This window comes from Bradyrhizobium sp. B117, from assembly GCF_038969555.1.
Lineage (GTDB): Bacteria > Pseudomonadota > Alphaproteobacteria > Rhizobiales > Xanthobacteraceae > Bradyrhizobium.
The window spans coordinates 7,411,773-7,430,289 of record NZ_CP152414.1; the positions used below are offsets into that span (position 1 = coordinate 7,411,773).

At 62.6% G+C, this 18,517-nt stretch carries 19 protein-coding genes and 1 pseudogene; 13 read left to right on the plus strand and 7 right to left on the minus strand.

Annotated elements, in window-relative coordinates; genetic code table 11:
- Window positions 1-6: 6 nt before the first annotated feature.
- The 4 genes from nhaA to AAFG16_RS35845 all read right to left on the minus strand — a co-directional run bounded on the left by nhaA (window position 7) and on the right by AAFG16_RS35845 (window position 4,249).
- The gene (gene nhaA / locus AAFG16_RS35830; RefSeq protein WP_342732905.1) at window positions 7-1,875 is read right to left on the minus strand and encodes a Na+/H+ antiporter NhaA; all 1,869 of its coding nucleotides are present in this window, start codon (window positions 1,873-1,875) and stop codon (window positions 7-9) included.
- Between the two features lie 30 nt (window positions 1,876-1,905).
- Window positions 1,906-2,973, minus strand: a complete 1,068-nt coding sequence (locus tag AAFG16_RS35835; protein WP_342732907.1) for an ATP-binding protein — start codon at window positions 2,971-2,973, stop codon at window positions 1,906-1,908.
- Between the two features lie 732 nt (window positions 2,974-3,705).
- Window positions 3,706-3,915, minus strand: a complete 210-nt coding sequence (locus AAFG16_RS35840) for a hypothetical protein (RefSeq protein ID WP_342732909.1) — start codon at window positions 3,913-3,915, stop codon at window positions 3,706-3,708.
- 28 nt (window positions 3,916-3,943) lie between these two features.
- Entirely contained in the window at window positions 3,944-4,249 is a 306-nt protein-coding gene (locus AAFG16_RS35845; RefSeq protein ID WP_342732911.1) for a hypothetical protein, read from the minus strand.
- 556 nt (window positions 4,250-4,805) lie between these two features.
- On the opposite strand from AAFG16_RS35845, the pseudogene AAFG16_RS35850 reads away from it, so the two are divergent.
- From AAFG16_RS35850 to AAFG16_RS35860, 3 genes and pseudogenes are all read left to right on the plus strand, one after another.
- A pseudogene (locus AAFG16_RS35850) lies at window positions 4,806-4,994 on the plus strand (NADP-dependent oxidoreductase); the annotation flags it as partial.
- A 64-nt stretch (window positions 4,995-5,058) separates the two neighbouring features.
- Window positions 5,059-5,976 (plus strand): NADP-dependent oxidoreductase, encoded by a 918-nt coding sequence (locus AAFG16_RS35855; protein WP_342732913.1) that lies wholly within the window; start codon window positions 5,059-5,061, stop codon window positions 5,974-5,976.
- Between the two features lie 219 nt (window positions 5,977-6,195).
- Complete coding sequence (locus tag AAFG16_RS35860) at window positions 6,196-6,657, plus strand: hypothetical protein (RefSeq protein ID WP_342732915.1); 462 nt, start codon at window positions 6,196-6,198, stop codon at window positions 6,655-6,657.
- A 274-nt stretch (window positions 6,658-6,931) separates the two neighbouring features.
- On the opposite strand, the gene AAFG16_RS35865 is transcribed toward AAFG16_RS35860, so the two are convergent.
- The 3 genes from AAFG16_RS35865 to AAFG16_RS35875 are packed head-to-tail and all read right to left on the minus strand — an operon-like array spanning window position 6,932 to window position 9,405.
- On the minus strand, window positions 6,932-8,632 hold the full coding sequence (locus AAFG16_RS35865) for a glutamine--tRNA ligase/YqeY domain fusion protein (protein WP_342732917.1): 1,701 nt from the start codon (window positions 8,630-8,632) through the stop codon (window positions 6,932-6,934).
- Window positions 8,633-8,640: 8 nt separating this feature from the next.
- Complete coding sequence (locus tag AAFG16_RS35870; protein ID WP_342732919.1) at window positions 8,641-9,090, minus strand: DUF983 domain-containing protein; 450 nt, start codon at window positions 9,088-9,090, stop codon at window positions 8,641-8,643.
- Window positions 9,091-9,150: 60 nt separating this feature from the next.
- Complete coding sequence (locus AAFG16_RS35875; protein ID WP_342732921.1) at window positions 9,151-9,405, minus strand: efflux RND transporter permease subunit; 255 nt, start codon at window positions 9,403-9,405, stop codon at window positions 9,151-9,153.
- 275 nt (window positions 9,406-9,680) lie between these two features.
- Here AAFG16_RS35875 and AAFG16_RS35880 point away from each other — a divergent pair, with 275 nt between their 5' ends.
- The 10 genes from AAFG16_RS35880 (at window position 9,681) to AAFG16_RS35925 (ending at window position 18,487) form a co-directional block, all read left to right on the plus strand.
- The gene (locus AAFG16_RS35880) at window positions 9,681-10,718 is read left to right on the plus strand and encodes a hypothetical protein (RefSeq protein WP_342732923.1); all 1,038 of its coding nucleotides are present in this window, start codon (window positions 9,681-9,683) and stop codon (window positions 10,716-10,718) included.
- A 3-nt stretch (window positions 10,719-10,721) separates the two neighbouring features.
- Window positions 10,722-10,877 (plus strand): hypothetical protein, encoded by a 156-nt coding sequence (locus AAFG16_RS35885; RefSeq protein WP_342732925.1) that lies wholly within the window; start codon window positions 10,722-10,724, stop codon window positions 10,875-10,877.
- 209 nt (window positions 10,878-11,086) lie between these two features.
- Window positions 11,087-11,662: a cytochrome P460 family protein gene (locus AAFG16_RS35890; RefSeq protein WP_342732927.1), complete on the plus strand. Its 576-nt coding sequence runs from the start codon at window positions 11,087-11,089 to the stop codon at window positions 11,660-11,662.
- Between the two features lie 178 nt (window positions 11,663-11,840).
- A complete protein-coding gene (locus AAFG16_RS35895) occupies window positions 11,841-12,374 on the plus strand; it encodes a DUF1993 family protein (RefSeq protein ID WP_342732929.1) in 534 nt (177 codons plus the stop codon).
- Between the two features lie 223 nt (window positions 12,375-12,597).
- Window positions 12,598-12,999 carry a hypothetical protein gene (locus tag AAFG16_RS35900; RefSeq protein ID WP_342732931.1) on the plus strand — a complete coding sequence of 134 codons (402 nt, stop codon included), beginning with the start codon at window positions 12,598-12,600 and terminating at the stop codon, window positions 12,997-12,999.
- A 76-nt stretch (window positions 13,000-13,075) separates the two neighbouring features.
- Window positions 13,076-14,512 (plus strand): MFS transporter, encoded by a 1,437-nt coding sequence (locus AAFG16_RS35905; RefSeq protein ID WP_342732933.1) that lies wholly within the window; start codon window positions 13,076-13,078, stop codon window positions 14,510-14,512.
- Between the two features lie 92 nt (window positions 14,513-14,604).
- Window positions 14,605-15,024: a cupin domain-containing protein gene (locus AAFG16_RS35910; RefSeq protein ID WP_260384401.1), complete on the plus strand. Its 420-nt coding sequence runs from the start codon at window positions 14,605-14,607 to the stop codon at window positions 15,022-15,024.
- Between the two features lie 527 nt (window positions 15,025-15,551).
- Window positions 15,552-16,376 carry a hypothetical protein gene (locus tag AAFG16_RS35915; RefSeq protein WP_342732939.1) on the plus strand — a complete coding sequence of 275 codons (825 nt, stop codon included), beginning with the start codon at window positions 15,552-15,554 and terminating at the stop codon, window positions 16,374-16,376.
- Window positions 16,377-16,657: 281 nt separating this feature from the next.
- On the plus strand, window positions 16,658-17,614 hold the full coding sequence (locus AAFG16_RS35920) for an AraC family transcriptional regulator (RefSeq protein ID WP_283081136.1): 957 nt from the start codon (window positions 16,658-16,660) through the stop codon (window positions 17,612-17,614).
- Between the two features lie 252 nt (window positions 17,615-17,866).
- Window positions 17,867-18,487, plus strand: coding sequence for a nitroreductase family protein (locus AAFG16_RS35925; protein ID WP_342741022.1), 621 nt, complete (start codon window positions 17,867-17,869; stop codon window positions 18,485-18,487).
- Window positions 18,488-18,517 lie beyond the last annotated feature (30 nt).

Consider the following 18,517-nt stretch of genomic DNA (forward strand, 5'->3'; position numbering starts at 1 on the left):
GGCCGGCTATGACACTTGCGTGCTGACGCATTGCGTCGCCTCTTCGATAAGCTCCTGACGCGAAGCTCCCCAGAGCAGGGCAGTCCCAACAAGGGCCGAAAGAATCGACGCGGCGAACACGGCGATCTTGGCGGCCGAAAAGTCGGGAGCGCTTGGAAACGCCTGCCCGGCGATAAAGAGCGACATCGTGAAGCCGATGCCAGCGAGGGCTCCCGCCCCGGCCAACTGCCGCCACGTGTACTCTGCCGGCTTGACAGCTATGCCTGCGCGCACGGCCGCAGCAGCCATGAGAAAGACGCCGAGCGGCTTTCCTATGACGAGGCCAGCAACGATCGCGGCCATGAGCCGGCCATGCCCAACAAAGACGCCCGGATTGATCGCCACCCCCGCATTCGCCAGTGTGAAGATCGGGAGGACAGCGTAGCTCGATCGTGCGCCGGCGTGCCGCAGCAGCCGGTCGGCCGGCGATTCAAGTCTGTCGAAGATTGCATCGAGCGCGTGCAGCGCCGGGGTGGAGGGGCCGTGCCTGAGAACCTCACCCTCGTGCCGGGCCTCGGAGGCGATGATGGTGCTGGCCTGCGTCATCAGGGCAGCTAGGTTGGCGGGCGGGCGCGTGGGAACGAACAGCGCCAGTACCACGCCGGCCAGCGTCGCGTGGAGACCGCCCGCGTAGACGAATGTCCACAACGCGATGCCCAACAGGATGTAAGGCGAGAGAAGGTAGACTCTCGACCGGCTCAGCAGCGCCAGCGCTACGACGACCGAGGCGGCGGCGGCCAGGAACCCCGGATGAATATCGCCGGAGTAGAACACAGCGACGACGACGATCGCACCGATGTCGTCGACGATGGCCGCCGCGGTGAGGAAGATGCGCAGCTCGACGGGAACGCGGGCGCCCATCACGGCGATCAAGGCAATCGCGAATGCAGTGTCGGTCGCCATCGGAACGCCCCACCCGTGCGACCACGGCCCCGCAGGGATGACCAGCGCATACAGAAGCGGCGGCACGACCATGCCACCGAGTGCGGCGGCGATCGGAAGCGCTGCGGAGCGGCGGCTTGCGAGGTGACCAACTGTCATCTCGCGCTTCACTTCCAATCCCACGACGAGGAAGAACACCGTCAGCAGGCCGTCGTTGACCCAATGGAGGATGGACATCTGAAAGGCTGCGTCACCCAAGCTCACGCCGAGCTTCTGGCGCCAGAGCGCCTCGATCGACGCCCCGATCGGCGAGTTCGTCAAGACCATCGCCGCCACGGTCGCGAGGACCAGCAAAATGCCAGCGGACGGCCCCCAGCTCGCGAAATCCAGGGCTGCCGTACGGACGCGGTGGCCGAGCGTGCCAAGCATCGCGTCGACGAGAGAGCTCTCGTCCCACGGTCCGTCGTAGCGCCGGCCGTTGATGTAGAAGGTCGGCGTGAATCTCACCCCGCTTGCGCGTGAGCTTGCGACGTCCGCCTCCACCCTCGCTCTCGCGCGCCGCATGGCGTCGCTGTCGCCGAGCGCGAAGTTGGCGTTCACGCCAAGATCGGCGGCCACCGCGACGAGGTCATGCTCTGTGAGCTGCATCGACCTCGTCATCAGCTTGATGTGCGCGGACCAGAACGCCTCGGGCGTCTGGGCAAGCTCGGCGAGCTCGGCGGCCCGAAACGAAAGGCTGTTGTCCGTGAGCGGTCTATGGCGGAAGGCGTAGCAGACGCGGTCGCCAAGTTGGTCGCGTGCTTGCGCGATGCGCTCGTTGGCAGCCCTGCAGTGCGGGCACGCGTAGCTGCCGTACTCGACGAGCGTGATCTCGGCATCGGTGGGACCGAGCACGTGATCCCTCTCCTGGTCGACCGGACGGTCGAGGTGGCCGGGCGGGATCATGAGCTGCATCGCTGAACCAATCTCAGGTGTTCGCGCCGGCTACGAAGTCGGCGCAGCCGCCGCTGGGTTGACGACGTGGAATACGCCGCCGTTGGGTGACGGCGTGTACGCGATCGACGCGCCGACGATGCGGCCGGGGAGCCCAGCTGCGCGCGCGCGCGGGAGGAAGAGGCGCACCAGCGTGCCGTTACCCTGCTCGCTCTCTATACACACCGCGCCGCCTCGTCCTTCGGCGAAGCGCTGGACCTGGAGGAGCCCTATACCGGTGCCGGTGCCCGCGGCCTTTGTCGTGAAGTACGGGGTGAACGCCTGCGAGAGAACCTCGTCGGGCATGCCCTCCCCGTCGTCGGCGACGACGATCTCGATGAATCCCCGAGCCGCGCCAGCGGAAGCTTCGACGTTCCGCGCTGCGACGCTGATCGCACCGCCACTTGGCATAGCATCGGCCGAGTTTCGGCAGAGGTTCAGCAGCGCGAAGTACAGTTCCTCCGGGTCAGCGTCGAAGTCCCATAAATCGCGGGCGATATCGGCGCGGATCGTGATGTCGGGGCGCAACGCCTGGTCCAGCGTGCCTACCAGCGCCACGAGGCGGCCGCCTGCGACAAACCTGCCGATCGACTCGGGCCATGGTCGCACAGCGTCGAGGAGCTGACGGCTGAGCAACGCTGCTCGCGTGATCGCGTGCTGCATCTTGCTGACGATGGCCGTTCGGTATGTGGCGTCGCCCTGGCACGCGAGCAGCCGCAGCTCGCTGCCGATCACAGCGAGAAGGTTGTTGATGTCGTGGACCACGATCTGCGCCACGTCTCCGATCGCCTTCGCCTCCCCCGACCCGTGGGAGGAGAACACGCCGCGCGTGTCGGATCGCGGGAGGGGCCGGCGCAGGACCCCGGAGATCTCGCCATCCCGCCCGACGAGCGGAATCTCGACGCATCTGGACGCGATGAGATCACTTCCGTCATCGCGGACGCTCCACACCCTTGCGCTGAATGCGCGCTGCACTCCAAGCGCGACGCCGGCGCTGTTCGCGAGCACGACGACATCCTCCAGCGGAGGGCTCTTGACCACGCCGAAGAAGGAAACGTTGGATGTCTCTTTGATCTGCATGTCGGACCTCCTGGCTTGCGATCGTTCAAGGGAACGCCGACTTCGGCCCCTACACGAGGGCGGGCGACGACAGCTCGAAGTTTGAGTCTATGACGGTCTAAAGGAAAATCACCTCTCGCCATGGAGTCGATAGCCGACCGTTATCGGAATGGCTGAGAGACGGCTGGCGCGCTGCGGGGAATCTCCATCAATCTCGCGCTCGACGACCGGGCTTCCCACACTCGTCGATTCAAGTGCCCCATGCCTGACCGATCCAGCGCCGTTGCCCGACGGCCCCTGAGGAGGAGCGGCCGGTCCCCGGGAGGGAAGGACCGGCCGCGGGCGAACCGCGGCGAAGGGGGATTCGCCGCGCGCCGAGCACTTGGGAAGCTGTCCGCCTCCGTGAGGCAAATTGGTATCCGACGAGGAACGTCCGTGCGAGTGAAACAATCCAAATCTCGGCAAATCGTGCCGAATGCGTATGCCATTGGGTCGACCGCATTCGCTATGAGAAGTTGCCTGCGAGCGGCCTAATAGAACGCGATATCGCTGATGTCGATCGAGAGCCTTTTGGTTGCGGCGCGCCAATTGAAAGCGCCACTGCCAACCGTCCGCAAGGTCTTCGAGCTCGCGTCCTGCGGACGAAACTGTTCAACCGGACCAGCCGGAAGGACCTACCCACGAAACGATCTTCCGAAACTCGACGCCATGATACATTACGCTCAGAGTTTGCGAGCTGGTCGACATTTCATCCTAAGTACCCCGGCCATCCTTTTGACCGATCACGCAGCGCCATGCCGCAAGACGCTCAGTCGGATGCTGATTCATCCAGTCGGCGAGCTGCGGTGCGCCCATCAGGCAGGACTGCATCGAGACGTCAGCGAAGTCCGAGGTGGTGACGGTCTGCTCGTGGCAATTGTCCGGAGAAGACAAACTGCAGAGCACGGCGATGATCGCGACCATGATAGGCCCCTCCCGAGAGAACTGAGGGTCAGCTATCGCATTTCGTGCCGAACACGTCTTTGAAAGCCTTAATCACAGACTGGACTGCAGTTAACACCAGCGCGCCGTCGGCCCGACCGGCAGCGATTTGCCGCAGCACCGCGGACTCATAATAGGAGGCCGCGTAGGCGCGACAAGTCTTCTCGCTATCGGCCGCGTTATCAGGTTTGCTGTGTACACTCGCCGAGACACCGCGAGCAACAAAAACATCCTTGTTTAACGTGGGTGCCGCAAGCCCAGGAATTGTAGATGCATTGATCAGAGCAGAAGCAATGAGAACAGTAATTCTCCTCATGGGCAGACTCCAGAATGCGAGTTGTTGCGAGGAGATTTGCACTTCTGTCGGTCTATCTTCTATTGCACGTGGGGCTGATCAGGATACGGCTGTAGTTGCGCCAGATAAGCCTTGGCTTAGAAAACGAATGACGGTTTCGGATGCCGGCGGAGGGTCCACCGCCCTCGTCCCTGAAAATTGACGAACAACGCCAAACTTGTAGCCAGCCAAATGCGGTTCGCGAAGCTCCAGGAGCTGACCGAATATTCGCTACAGAAAACGGCTGCCCGCTATTGTCGCGACCACGGTAATGCCTCACCGAATTTTCCCATGCTTCGCCAGTTGCGCTCAATTCTCGTGAGCCGACATAGCGACTGAGGCGACGAAACAGTAGCCGCGTCCGGGGATGTTGACGATGAAGCGATTCCCACCCTGACCGTCACGCAATGCGCGACGTAGCGCTGACATATGAACCGTGAGGTTGGCGGCCTCAACGAAAACGTTAGGCCAAACGCGAGCCATCAGATCCTGCTTGCTGACCAACTCTCCGTGGCATTCGAGCAAAGCAATCAAAATTTCCAATGGCCTGACGATCGACTTTGTTCTCGTGTCCGATCGCGCCCAACTGAGTGAGATCGTCCAGCGAGTGCGCGACGGACGACTGCGGACGAACATCGGCAACATCGCGACCCTCGACGATGCCGTCGCCGCTTTCAATCCGACCAAGCGGATCAACGGGAAGACGATCATCCGCGTTCGTCCGTGAGCGACATGCGCCTGTCACAGCGACATTTCCACCAAAGAGACAAATAACCAAGGAGACAATTCACATGAAGGCGATCGTTGTGACGGACCAGGCTGCGGGAACGGCCGGGATGAAGCTGGCGGAGCGGGCCGAGCCGCAGGCAGCGATAAATGACGTCGTCGTTCAGATTCATGCGTCGGGATTCGTCCCGACTGAGCTGACGTGGCCCCCTACCTGGACCGATCGCCACGACCGTGACCGAACACCGTCGATCCCCGGCCACGAGCTGGCCGGAGTGGTCACCTCTCTCGGCTACGGCACGACGGGACTGTCGGTAGGTCAGCGGGTGTTCGGCCTCGCCGACTGGTATCGCGACGGCACCCTGGCGGAGTATGTCGCCATCGAGGCACGCAACCTCGCGCCGCTGCCGGGCGACATCGACTTCACGGTGGGCGCGAGCCTGCCGATCTCAGGGCTAACCGCGTGGCAGGGACTGTTCGAGCACGGCCGTCTTCAGGCGGGGCAGAGCGTCCTCGCGCACGGCGCGGCCGGCGCAGTCGGGTCGATGGTGACGCAACTCGCACGAGAGGCCGGCGCCCACGTCATCGGCACCGGACGCGCCGCCGACCGTCAGAAGGCGCTCGACTTCGGCGCAAAAGAGTTCGTCGACCTCGAGGACGACGCCCTGGAAGACGTCGGCAGAGTCGATCTGGTGTTTGATGTCATCGGCGGCGACATCCAGAAGCGGTCCGCAGGCCTGATTCGAGCCGGAGGAACGCTGGTGACCGTCGTCGGACCGGCCGAGGCGCGGCCCGCCGACGGCCTTGCGGTCGACTTCGTTGTCGAGTCCGATCGTGCCCAACTAACTGAGATCGTCCAGCGAGTGCGGGACGGACGACTGCGGACGAACATCGGCACCGTCTCGAGCCTCGACGATGCGGTCGCCACCTTCAACGCGACCGAGCGACGCGCGGGAAAGACGGTCATCCGTGTTCGTCCGTGAGCGACATGCGCCCATTGATCCGTGCAGCCGGACGAAATTTCCCGCGCGCAGTCCCACACATACGTGCGCGGGTGGTTCGGCAGCGAGGCCGGGCACGGCACGCGGCACGGGCCGAGGCCTTCAAGACGACAAAGCAGGTTTGGAGGATCCCGATAGTGAGCGAGTTGCGAGAGGTCATTGGCGCGCTGCAAAGCGAAGTTGAATTCGAGGCTGTTCTAAGTGAGTTGGGAAACCGCGGGGATCGACCGCGCTCGCATAAGCTTCCTGGCGCAGGAGGATATTGCAGCGTCCTGCGCCGGCGCCGTCGGTTGCGATATCAAGCAGCTGCGCCGCGTCGAGATCAGCTTGAGCGACGACCGGCAGCAGGTTCGCACACTTGCGACCTCGCTCGCAGCCACCGTCGCGTCGTTCGCCGGAGCCGGCGCCGTCCTTGCGGCGACTGGCGGAGCGGCCGCGCCGGCTCTACTGGCGGGGTTGGCTTCCGGCGGTAGTGCGGGCGGGCTGGCAGCTTTGTTCGGGCAGCGACACGAAGGCCACGTGCACGAGTGGGCTGAAAGCCAGATCCTCAACGGTGGCATCGTGTTAATCGTCCACCCCGCCAGCGTAGAGCAGTTCGAGGCCGCCACCGCTATTATGCGCCGGCACTGCGGAGCCGACGTCTTCGCGTCGCTGTCAGCCTAGCGAGCCTCGCCCCTCCCTCACTCATCATCGGCGTTAGCGGGCGGACCAGTTCTTCGCTCCACGGCGGTCCGCGGACTCTGGAACGCAGAGGCCGACGGCACCCGCTATTTTGGCGAAATGAAATGGCAGCTGGCCTCAGCGGTGTCGAGCGCCGCCGACTTCGAACTGGGGAGCGTCGTGGCGCCGAACTCTAAGGTCCGACAAAATGAAGCCGGCCGGTTCGCCGAGCCAGTGAGTGAACTCCGGCCATGAAATGGACACTGTGCAATATGCCTCACTTCCTGAGAAGGTCGAGATGGGCTGTCGGCGGCTTTCCCGGGCTCTCGCGCAACGAGGCGGTTCGATTGAAGACCAGCTTCTCTGGGCAGGAATCGTCGTCGTGAGTGAAGTAGCCTTGGCGCTCAAACTGTAATGCTTGGCCATGGGGATCAGAGCCGGTTGCACGCTCGACGAGGCAGCCGCTTAGCGTTTGCAGGGAATGCGGGTCGAGGTCCGCTGCGAGGTCCGTCGGGCTCGGACTCGCTGCTGAGAAGAGCCGGCCGTAGAGCCTGACCTCTGCTGGCAACGCATCTACAGCGCTGACCCAGTGGATTGTCGCCCCGACCTTTCGCCCACCGGCGCCACTCCTGCTGTCGGGGTCGTAGGTGCAGCGTAGCTCGACCACACGGCCTGCTGCGTCCTTCACGACATCACGGCAAGTGACGAGGTAGGCGTAGCGGAGCCTCACCTCGCGGCCCGGCGCGAGGCGCCGGAAACCATGTGGTGGTGCCTCGTGGAAGTCGTCTTGCTCGATGTACACCTCGCGGGAGAACCGGACGACTCTCGTCCCGAAGGCCGGGTCCGCCGGGTGGTTTGGAGCAATTAACTCCTCTATCCGGCCGACATAGTAGTTCTCAATTGTCACCTTGAGCGGCTTGAGCACCGCCAGTCGTCGGGGAGCCCGCTCATTAAGGACATCCCGGATCGCTGCGTCCAGGACACCGTCGTCGACCGTGCTGTTGGCCTTCGAAACTCCGATGCCGCGTATGAACCGACGCACCGCCTCGGGAGGCACGCCCCGTCGGCGCAGGCCTGCAAGCGTCGGCATCCTCGGGTCATCCCAGCCCGCCACGCGGTCGTCGCGCACTAGCTCCGTCAGCACGCGTTTTGAGAGGACGGTATGTGTAATACCCAGGCGAGCGAACTCATATTGTCGGGGTCGCGATGGCACCGGGAGGTTATCGAGGAACCAGTCGTAGAGAGGTCGGTGATCCTCGAACTCGAGGGTGCACAGCGAGTGGCTCACCCCTTCGATGGCGTCGCACTGGCCGTGCGCGAAGTCATAGCTCGGGTAGATGTGCCAGGCCGTGCCGGTGCGCGGATGGCTGACGTTGAGAACACGGTAGATGACGGGATCACGCAGGTTGAGGTTCGCTGACGCCATGTCGATTTTCGCGCGGAGAACCCGCTCGCCGTTCCTGAACTCGCCGGCGCGCATCCGCGCGAACAACTCAACATTTTCCTTCACGCTGCGGTCGCGGAACGGGCTGTTCCGGCCAGGGCTCGTCAATGTCCCCCTGCCCTCTCTGATATCGTGTGCGGACTGGTCGTCCACGTAGGCCTTGCCGATGCGAACGAGATGGCAGGCCCACGCGTAGAGCTGCTCGAAATAGTCGGAGGCGAAGTGGAGGCCCTGCGCCCAATCGAATCCGAGCCACTGGACGTCGCGCTTGATCGCGTCGATGTACTCCACCCTCTCCTTTGCCGGGTTCGTATCGTCGAGGCGCAAGTTGCAGCGGCCGCCGAATTCCTTCGCAAGCTCGTAATTCAGCACGATCGACTTCGCGTGTCCCAGGTGGAGGAAGCCGTTCGGCTCGGGTGGAAAGCGCGTGACCACGACACGCGTGCGGCCGGTCTCGACGTCAGACGCTATGATGCCGCGGATGAAATTGCTGGCGCTCGCGCCCGCTTCCCCGACGTCGTTCTGTTGAGCCACCTTCCGCCTCACGCCCGGAGTTCGTCGGGCGGGTGCGCGCCAAAGCCATGCATCCTGAGCGCCCATTGCAGCGCCACGACGGCACCCTTGACCGGCTGCAGGAGAACTATCGAGGCCAAGGCCGTAATCGGAAGATAGATGCCAAGCTGAAACGCCAGCGACGGTGCATAGTCCACCTCGATCCAGAGAATCACGGGGACCACGACGTGTCCGACGATGACAATCACTAAGTAGGCCGGCAGGTCGTCGGCTCGGTGGCCGGTGAAATCGAGGCGGCAGACAGAGCAGTGGTCGTCGACTTTGAGAAACGCGCAGAACAGGCGACCGTGCCCGCAGCGCGGGCACCTTCCTCGAACGCCTCTCCAAAGGGAGAGGCTAACGTTACGCCCCGCGGCAGTCTCTGCAGACGTCCAGTCGTTGTCGTGACTTCCAACATTGCATTCAACTGTCGTGGCCATCGCCCGTTCTCCTGCCTCACACGGCAGCATGAGTTATTCCGGCTTCATCGCGCATCGGCGTCACCGCAACTCACTCCGATGCAGCCGCCGTCGTCCGGGTCGCCTTGCGCTCGTTCTTGCCTTCCGCGAGGTCGCGCACCACCATGTAGAAGATCGGCGTGAGATCAGGCCGAACAGCGTGACGCCGAGCATGCCGAAGAAGACGGCGACGCCGACCGCCTGGCGCATCTCCGATCCGGAGCCGGTGGAGATCACCGGCGGTTGCACGCCGAGGATGAAGGCGAACGAGGTCATCAGGATCGGCCGCAGTCGCAACCGGCAAGCCTCGATCACCGCCTCCAGGCGCGGTTTGCCCTCGAATCTGGCATCGTGTTCCGCGTGTCCATTTCGGCACTGAAAGTTTCGGTACGACGATGTTTTGGAGAGTGACCTTGCAACGCCGGCAAGGGAAATCACCAGTCGCCATAGAATCGATAGACGATCGTAATTGCCGCTTGCCGCGCGGCGTGATACGCGAAGGCACGTTTTCAAGCCTGTCCTGGAAGTCGTCTCGTACACCGGTTTCTTCGTTGTGGCTTTATGGGTCTATGATGGAAGCACTCGTTCGCCGGAAGAACCGCCGAAGGTTGCTTGAGAAGCCTTTTGACTGTTTGGCTCTGGTTCCCGCGGCGGCGGCGATTTGTTATCCATTTCTGCTCAATGCTTTTCATGCCATCGTCGGCACGCAGGCCCTAAGCCCGCCGCCGCTCGCAATCGTCAGCGCGACCTTCATCCTGGTCGTGGCGTTCGTCGTGCCGTTTCTTGGGATCGCTCTGGCTTGTCGTCCGACGTCCAATCCCGGTTCAAGACGCCTCGCCTATGCCAGCGTGGTGTCGCCAACGCTTTATGTCTTTCTCGGCGTTGTCCAGACCTTGATCAAAAGCCCTATTCCCGACGAGGTCGTCTGGTGCGCGATTTGGCTCGCAATCGCGATCTGGTCGCAGTCTGCCCGAGACCCGGTCGCCGCAGCTGCGCCTGCAGCCGGGGGCTGGCGGGTGGCCCACGGGGTGACGGCCGCGGTCCTGTCCCTATATGTGGTGTGTCATCTCACCAATCATCTGTTCGGCTTGATAGGGCCGGATGCGCATGCGGCCGTTATGAAGATCGGGCGCGTGGTTTATCGCTCTGCCGTAGGTGAACCGCTGTTAGTGGCGGCCATGCTTTTCCAGGTCGGCACCGGCCTCTTTCTGGCCTGGCGCTGGAGCGCCGCAGCGCATGACTTCCAGCGGACCTATCAGGTCGCTTCGGGAGCCTATCTCTCAGTGTACATTCTCGGCCACATGAACTCGGTCTTTGTCTACGCGCGAAGCTTTCTCGGCATACCGACAGATTGGAATTTCGCGATCGGAGCCCCAACTGGACTCATTCATGACGCATGGAATATCCGTCTGCTGCCTCACTACGCGCTCGGCGCCTTCTTCGTCCTGAGCCACCTTGCTTCGGGGCTGAGAGTGGTGCTGATCGCGCACGGTGTCGATCAACGTAATGCCAATCGCCTTTGGAGTGTCTGCGTCGTGATGAGCGCCATCGTCGCGGCCGCGATCATCGCGGGAATGTGCGGCGTCAGGATCGGTGCATTGGCTTCGTGACTTGTGAACGAGATTATCGCGGTCGCATACGCCGTTCTGCGCAAGGCGCGCTGGAACCCCGACTTGGGTGGCCTGCCGACGCCCCACGTGGTGATTGACCTCTCCGATTCGCTGTCATTTGACCTCAAGGCGGTGTTGTACGGCGTCCTCGACGGTTAATCGAAGACGGACGGCGCGCACGCGTACAGCGCTTTTAGGCAATGATACCCCATGCTTATCGAATGCATGTCCAAACGGAATTTCTAATTTCGCCGGCTGCGTCCGATCCTGAGGTCCACGGGGTCGGCCGAACACGCGGCTGCCTCGACATTGATTGAAGCCATCGTGACGAGCCGCCGTGCCGTGCGCGGACAGCAAAGGAGCGCCTAATGAAATTATCGAGGACTGTCGGCCTGGCTGTCGCCATTTCCCTGGTCGCCGGCACCGTGGCGGCGCTCGCTCAGATCAGCGGAGCGGCTCCGGCCGGCCCAACCGCGAACGTGGTGGACGCCTCCGGGCACCTGCGCGTGCCGGCAGACTACCGAACCGTCTACCAAACGCTGGGGAGCTGGGCGATTGCCGCCGACAGCGGCCAGGGCTCGAAGGAAATGCACACCGTCTACGCATCCCCCGGGGCGATCGACGCCTACCAAAAGACGGGACACTTCCCGGACGGCGCCGTTCTGGTGAAAGAGGTCTTCGCGACCTCGACGAACGAGATGACCACCGGCACAGTAAGCCACGCCGACAAGCTCAAGGGCTGGTTCGTCATGGTGAAAGACAGCAAGGGAACGCATCCCGACAACCCGTTGTGGGGCGACGGGTGGGGATGGTCGTGGTTCGACGCGGACAAGCCGCTCAAGACTACCTCTACCGACTACCACACCGACTGCCAGGGGTGCCATGTGCCCGCCAAGGCCACCGACTGGATTTACGTGAACGGATATCCCGTCCTGCGTCACTAGGCGGCCGCATGCGTAGGCGCTCTCCTCCTGCTGCTGTTTCGCGAAGGCCACTGTCGGGTCCGGCGAGCTGGTGTAGCAAGCCGTGAGATAGGAGGAGTCATTGTGACCATCCACTTCGGTTATCGACCTGTCGGGTCGGACCGACTTTCAGACTACAAACGAGCGCATGGAGTTCGGCGTGTCCTTCTCGGTCTATGACATCACAGTCCCTGTCATGGTGCATGGACTGAACGTAATGGACGACTATCTCGACCACGCCCAAGCACTCGAACGGACCAAGGCGTTTGAGCCTGGGAGGATTCTTGGCGAGCGGCTCGCGCCCAACATGCTTACTTTCGGAGAACAGTTCTCCGTAAGCTGCAATAAGGTCGAGGCGCATGTGGCGAAGTTGATGCAGCATGATCCGCCAGCACCCAGTAACACCCCGATGATGTATCCGGCGTTGAAAGAACGGCTCCTTGAGACTCGCGGTTTCCTTCAAAACGTGCAGCCCGACGAGATTTCCGGCGCGCAGTCCCACACATACGAACTGACGCCGCCTATCGTGCGCGGGTGGTTCGGCGGCGAAGACTACATCCGGCACCTGGTGCTGCCCGACTTCTTCTTCCACATCTCGATCGCGCACGCGATCCTCCGGCACCTTGGAGCGACGATCGGGAAGCGTGACTACCTCGGCAACCTCACTCAGCAAAGCGGCGGTGACTACTCGTAAGAGGCGCGCTTCCATGGCGCGGGGCGAGTGGAATGGAAACCATAACGACCGGACATTTCCAAAGGTTAGCGTGCCGGCATAGCTTTTCTGTGCATCTAACCGGGCTGACCTGTGACGTTGTGCGGGGTGCCTGCCAGCATAAGGCGGTGATCATCCTCTTGCCTGGATGCACTCTCCGCGTCGCAACGACCCGGTCGAGCAACCAACAACGTAGGAGTCACTGATGTCGTTCCGCTTCATCACCAAGTCTATCCACGCCTACCTAATCGATTATCCCGTCGCGATCGTCTTGATCGGAGCGCCGTTCGCGCTGAAGCTCGGCCAGAGCGGACCGGTCGCAATGTGGCTTTCAGTTGTCGTCGGTGTCGCGGCGCTACTCTTGGCCGCCCTGACCGACCATCCCACCGGGCTCGTCCGCATCATTCCCTACTGGCTCCACCTTTGGGTCGATCGCGCCGTCGGGGTCGTGTTTATCATCGCTCCGTTTGCCTTCAAATTCGTTGGGCTCGACGCCTGGTACTACTGGGTCCTCGCCGCCGCCGTCCTGCTCACGACGTCAGTCCTTAACGCGCCGGAGAAGCCCGTCGCGGCGCGTTCGCGATTGGACACGCGCACGGCGGGTTGAACGGCTGTGCCGGCGTCGAGCTCGTCGGCTTCGAGCTCGCGCCGCGCAGCGCTCGACCCAACCTGAGGATTAGGTCGTGAGCAGCACGTCCCTGATCGTGACCGACCGCAGCCTGGCGCTCACCGAGCCTAAGGCTGTTGGCGCACAGGGCAGCACGAAGGTGCTCGCCGCGTCGAGCCTGGGTAGCGGCCTCGTGTTCGTCAGCAGCGCCGTCGTCACCGTCGCGCTCGCGGCGATTGGCCGAGACATGCGCCTGTCGCCACTCGACTTGCAGTGGGTGTTGAACGCCGAGCTCCTGCCGCTCGCAGCCTTGACCTTGGTCGCCGGCGCCCTGGGTGACCGGTTCGGACAGAAGCGGATCTTCCTCGCCGGGATCGCTCTCTATGGCCTGGGCGCTACCGCGATCGGGTTCGCGCCGAGTTTCGCCCCACTCATCGTCGGCCGCTTCCTGCAAGGCTTGGGCGAAGCCTTGATTTTGCCCAACGGCCTGTCCGTGCTTGGGCAGGCCTTTCCCGCCGACAAAAAAGCACGTGCGGTCGGCATCTGGTCCGCCGCCGCGGCTGTCGCCAGCGGCATCGCGCCCGCAATCGCCGGCGCGATCCTCGATCACGGCTCCTGGCGGACGACCTTTTTGATGCTCCTGCCCGTCGTCGCCGGCGCGCTGGCTATCGGTACCGCGTGGATACCCAAGGACTCCCTGACCAGCCACGCCCGGATCGACATCGGTGGCGCGGTCTTTTCGACAGTCGGGCTCGGCGGGCTGGGCGCGGGGCTGACCAGCCTGACCAACGGTTCCGGTGTGAATTTTTGGGTGCTCGTCACCCTAATCGTCGGTCTGGGCGGCTTAGCCTGCCTCATCGTGACCGAACGGCGATTAGGCGACAACGCCATGCTGCCCCCGTCCCTCTTCGCCTCGCGGTCGGTCATCGGCGCAAACCTGTTCACCGCGCTCCTCTACGGAGCGTTCACGGTCGTGCTAACCTTGATCCCGTTCGTGATGATCCGGGGCGCGCACCTGCCGACGCTGGTGGCGGGCCTGGCCTTCATTCCCCTGCAAGTGCTGATCACGGTCATCTCACCGCTTGCCGGCATGCTCTGCCGCGGATTCGGCCGGCGCTTGCCATTGTTCGCCGGCGGCGCCGTCGTCGCCTTGGGATGCGCCATGGCGCTCCGTGTCAGTTCAAACGCGACCTATTGGGCGGATATCTTCCCCCCCATCCTGTTGCTGGCGCTGGGCATGAGCCTGACGATCGCGCCGTTGACGACCCTCGTCCTCACCTCCGTCGAGTCCGATCGCGCCGGAACCGCATCTGGCGTCAACAGCGCAGTTTCGCGCGCCGGGTCCCTCTTCGCCATCGCCCTGCTCGGCGGCGTCCTGCAGCAAGGCGGTCCTCGGCTGTTCTCAGGATTCCACATGGCGATGGCTGTCGCCGCGGTCGCGTGCGTTCTTGCCACGCTCGCGGTGTTCATTATCGAGCCGGGGCGCCACGTCGACTTCATCCCGCGAGACTGACCCGTTCGGTGTTCGTAATCAGCAGGCCGGCAAGGCCGGGATGAGAAAAAATGAAGAACGAAGACCAACCTATAGGCAGAAGGAGAAAGCCCATGAAGATCCGAATCATCATCGCCGCCACCTGCACCGCCCTCGCTTTCTCGATGGCCGGCCCCACCAACGCCCATGATAGCGAAGCGCAAACCGTCACGAAGAACTTCGAGGCGGCTATTCCCAATGTCCCTGGCAAGTCGCTGATCGCCGTGGAAGTCGATTACGCGCCCGGCGCGGCCTCCCTGCCCCACACCCACGCGAAGTCGGCTTTCATCTACGCCTATGTGATTTCGGGCGCGATCGAGTCGAAGGTGAATGACGGCGAGACGCGAATCTATCGGGCAGGCGAGAGCTGGTCCGAACCGCCGGGCGCTATCCATTCAACCAGCCGCAACGCGAGCAACACCGAGTCAGCAAAGCTGCTCGCTGTCTTCGTCCTCGATACCTACGACGGCCCTCTGACCACGCCCATCAAATGAACCTTTAGGCGCATTGAGATGAACAAGGGCCGTCTTCGCATGCGGCTGGCCTGCGACCTTCCCATCAGTCGCAGGACCCTCGTGCGCAGGGCCTAAGCCTTGGTGTGCTCTTCTCAGCCAAAGGTCAGGGGAGGATCAACCTCTGTGCAATGGCTTGGCCCATCTCTCGGAGCCTACGCTTGGGCCTAACGGCCGATGTGTTTAGCTGCGAGAGAAATAGGAGAGGTTCATCGATGATAACAATGGGTGCAACCGCATTTTCATGTTTTGCTCGTAGGATGACTGAGTTTGCTTCCGACTTCGCCAGTGTCATTCACAACCTGATTATGGACGTGCGCGACAGCTACCGACCCGAGCTGCACTACATGCGTGGCCCCGGCCCGAAATGGCGCGCCAAACATCAGTCCCGGCTAAGATTCGATTCTGGATCTGTACCGACCAACCCGGCGGCACCAGGTGTCGCCGCTGTACCCAAGCCGTTGTGACGCGGCTCATTCCACCCGATAGCTAGCCCAGGAAAGAGATTCATGCTCGCTCGCCGAGCGACTACCCGAGCTTGGACGTTGCTCAGCGTCGCCACCTGTTGCATCGCATTGCTCGGCCTTGTGGCCATTCCGGGCCGCTCGGCGTACGCCGGCGCCGCCCTCGAGGAACGCCAATTGCCCATGAAGTTCAGCTGGGTCGCTTGCCAGCCGAATTGCCGAGGCTGGATCAGCGCAGTCGGCATCGTCACCTCCGAGACCCCAGGCGATTTCGATGCATTCGCACGCGATTATCGGCTCAAGGGCGAAACCGTCGTGCTGGATTCCGGCGGCGGCTCGGTCAACGACGCGATTGCGCTCGGACGGCGGTTCCGGGCGCTCGAAATGTTCACGACCGTCGGAGTAAGCGTGCTTACCCCCAGCGCACGTGACGAGCGCGCCCACGTGTCGCCGGAGGCCTACTGCGAATCAATGTGCGTTTTTCTGCTGCTGTCGGGCAAGTCGCGTTCCGTGCCTGAACAAGCGCATGTCCGCGTGCATCAGATCTGGATGGGCGACCGCGCCGACAATGCTCGAGCCGCGAGCTACAGCGCATATGATCTCATGACCGTTGAGCGCGATATCGGACGTCTCGCCAAATATACCTTCGACATGGGAGGCGCGGGTGATTTGTTGTCACTGTCGCTCAACGTTCCGCCGTGGGAAGATTTACATGAACTCTCTCGGGAGGAATTGCGAGCGACTAATCTTATCACTACCGACAAAGTTGCTCGGCTGGGCAGCACCAACGCAGCGGTGGTCGAGCTGGCGCCCAAATCGCTACAGAGAATCTTCGTGAGCACGGCGGCGGCCTCTGCTGGGCAAGAGTAGCGAGTAGCCTCCAGAAATGTTGAGGGCTATCGCAAAGGGCACCACCTTTCCTGACATCCGCCGCCTCCGCAACGACCGAATGTCCGTCCTCATCGATGATCTCGACCAGCATCATTCGAATTGACGCGACCGCATTCGAAGAGCTTGCGGTCAATGACGATGACTCGCCGTTTGAGGCTCCCACGATTCGGAGGCGCAAGCTATGCAGTCAATTTCGACAATCGGTCTGGATATCGCGAATTCCGATATACTACGCGATCCGGCCAAGGTAGCGAGATCTTATGTCCCAAATCGATTGGCTTAGCCATCTCCTGCAACTGATCACCGTCACCGGCCAGCTCGAGGTCCGCTGCGCGTACGGTGCGCCGTGGCGTCTTACCTGGGGCCGGGCAGCGGCGAACGAGATCCCTTACCACGTCATAGTGAAGGGCCGGGCCATTTTAGAGAATCCGGAGACGAGAACGGCGCGGGAGCTGGTGAGCGGGGATATCGTGCTACTTCCTCATGGTGCGGCGCATGTGCTGCACGACGGGAGTGGGCAGACGCCAATCCGTACACACGAAAGCGTAGGCTCCGCCGGATGGATGTTGAGCGAGAACGACGGGCAGGGCGAGCAACTGGATCTGATGTGTGGGCGATTTTTCATTGCGCCACCCCATGATCGGCTGATCCGCAACTACATGCCCGCCGAACTGGTCGCGCGGGCCATGAACAGCAATGGAGAAGACGAAACCGGTCCCGCATCCAGCCAACTGGCCAGCTTGGTGAGGCTGATGCGAATGGAGTCCGCCGGTGACAGAGCGGGAGGACGCGCTATTCTCGACGCACTTTCTTCAGCCCTGTTCACCCTGGTATTGCGCTCGGCGAGCGAAGCCGAGAAAGCACCCGAAGGCCTCTTGGCCCTCGCCGGTCATCCGCGACTGGCTCCAGCCATTGCGGCGATGTTTGCCGATCCAGCGCGGTCCTGGAAACTGCCTGATCTGGCGGAGATGTGCGGCATGTCGCGCGCTACGTTCATGAGGCACTTTCAAGACAGGCTAGGTTGCTCCGCCCTCGACCTGTTGACCGATCTCCGCATGAGCCTGGCCGCCAACGAGTTGAAAAAACCTGCCATCAGCACCGAGGCTGTGGCCGAGACAGTTGGGTATCAATCCGTTTCGGCATTCCGGCGTGTATTTGCCGAGAGAATGGGGATGACACCGGGGGAGTGGCGCCGAGTGGCGCACAAGGATGAATAGACCTGCGACTTGGGTCGGACGCGCGCCAGTTTGATCCTTTCGCGCATCGAATCGGGCTGATTCAGTCTCGAAGTTTCCACGACCAACCGTAAATTGGGCTCCGTCATCACTTGATGAAGGAGCCACCTAATGAACTGCACCACCACAGTCGCCGCCGATCCCGCAACCAGCGCAACCACTGAGATCTTCCCGCAGGCCAAGACGAGCGGAAATACTCCCGCATCCCGACCTTCCCATTCGCTCGCCCAGCCGATGCCGACGAACGTCGTCATTGAAACCATTCTGAGCCGCAGTGCCGCCAAGTACTACGACCCTACCGCCATTCTGCGCGACGATCAGATCCGCGAGTTGGTGCGGATCGGCACGTCCGCGCCGACATCCTTCCACCTGCAGAACTGGCGGTTCATCGCCGTCCGTACGCCCGAGGCCAAGGCTCGGCTCCATCCGATTGCCTGGAAGCAGCCCGCGATCCTCGACGCTGCCGTTACCTTTATCATCATCGGGCAACTGGCCGATGCCAGCACCGTTCCCGATCGTCTGGCGTCTGTCGTGGAAGCCGGAATCATGCCGGCGCACCTAGTGCCGGATTGGGAAATCCCTGCGCGCGGACTGTATGACGATCAGCCCCAGCGGCAGCGCGATGAGGCGGTACGCTCCGCGACCTTCGGCGCCGCGGCGATCATCTATGCGGCTCGCTCTTTGGACTTGGGTTCGACGCCGATGATCGGCTTCGACGCCGAAGCCGTGCACCGCGAGTTCGGTCTGGCCGAAGACGAAGTGCCGGTCATGCTGCTGACCGTCGGGCCGGAGCGAGCAGGCAACTGGCCGCAGAAGCCCCGCATGCCGGTGGCTGACGTGCTCGACTTCGCATAGTTCCAAATCAACTCGAGAACCTATGGAGAC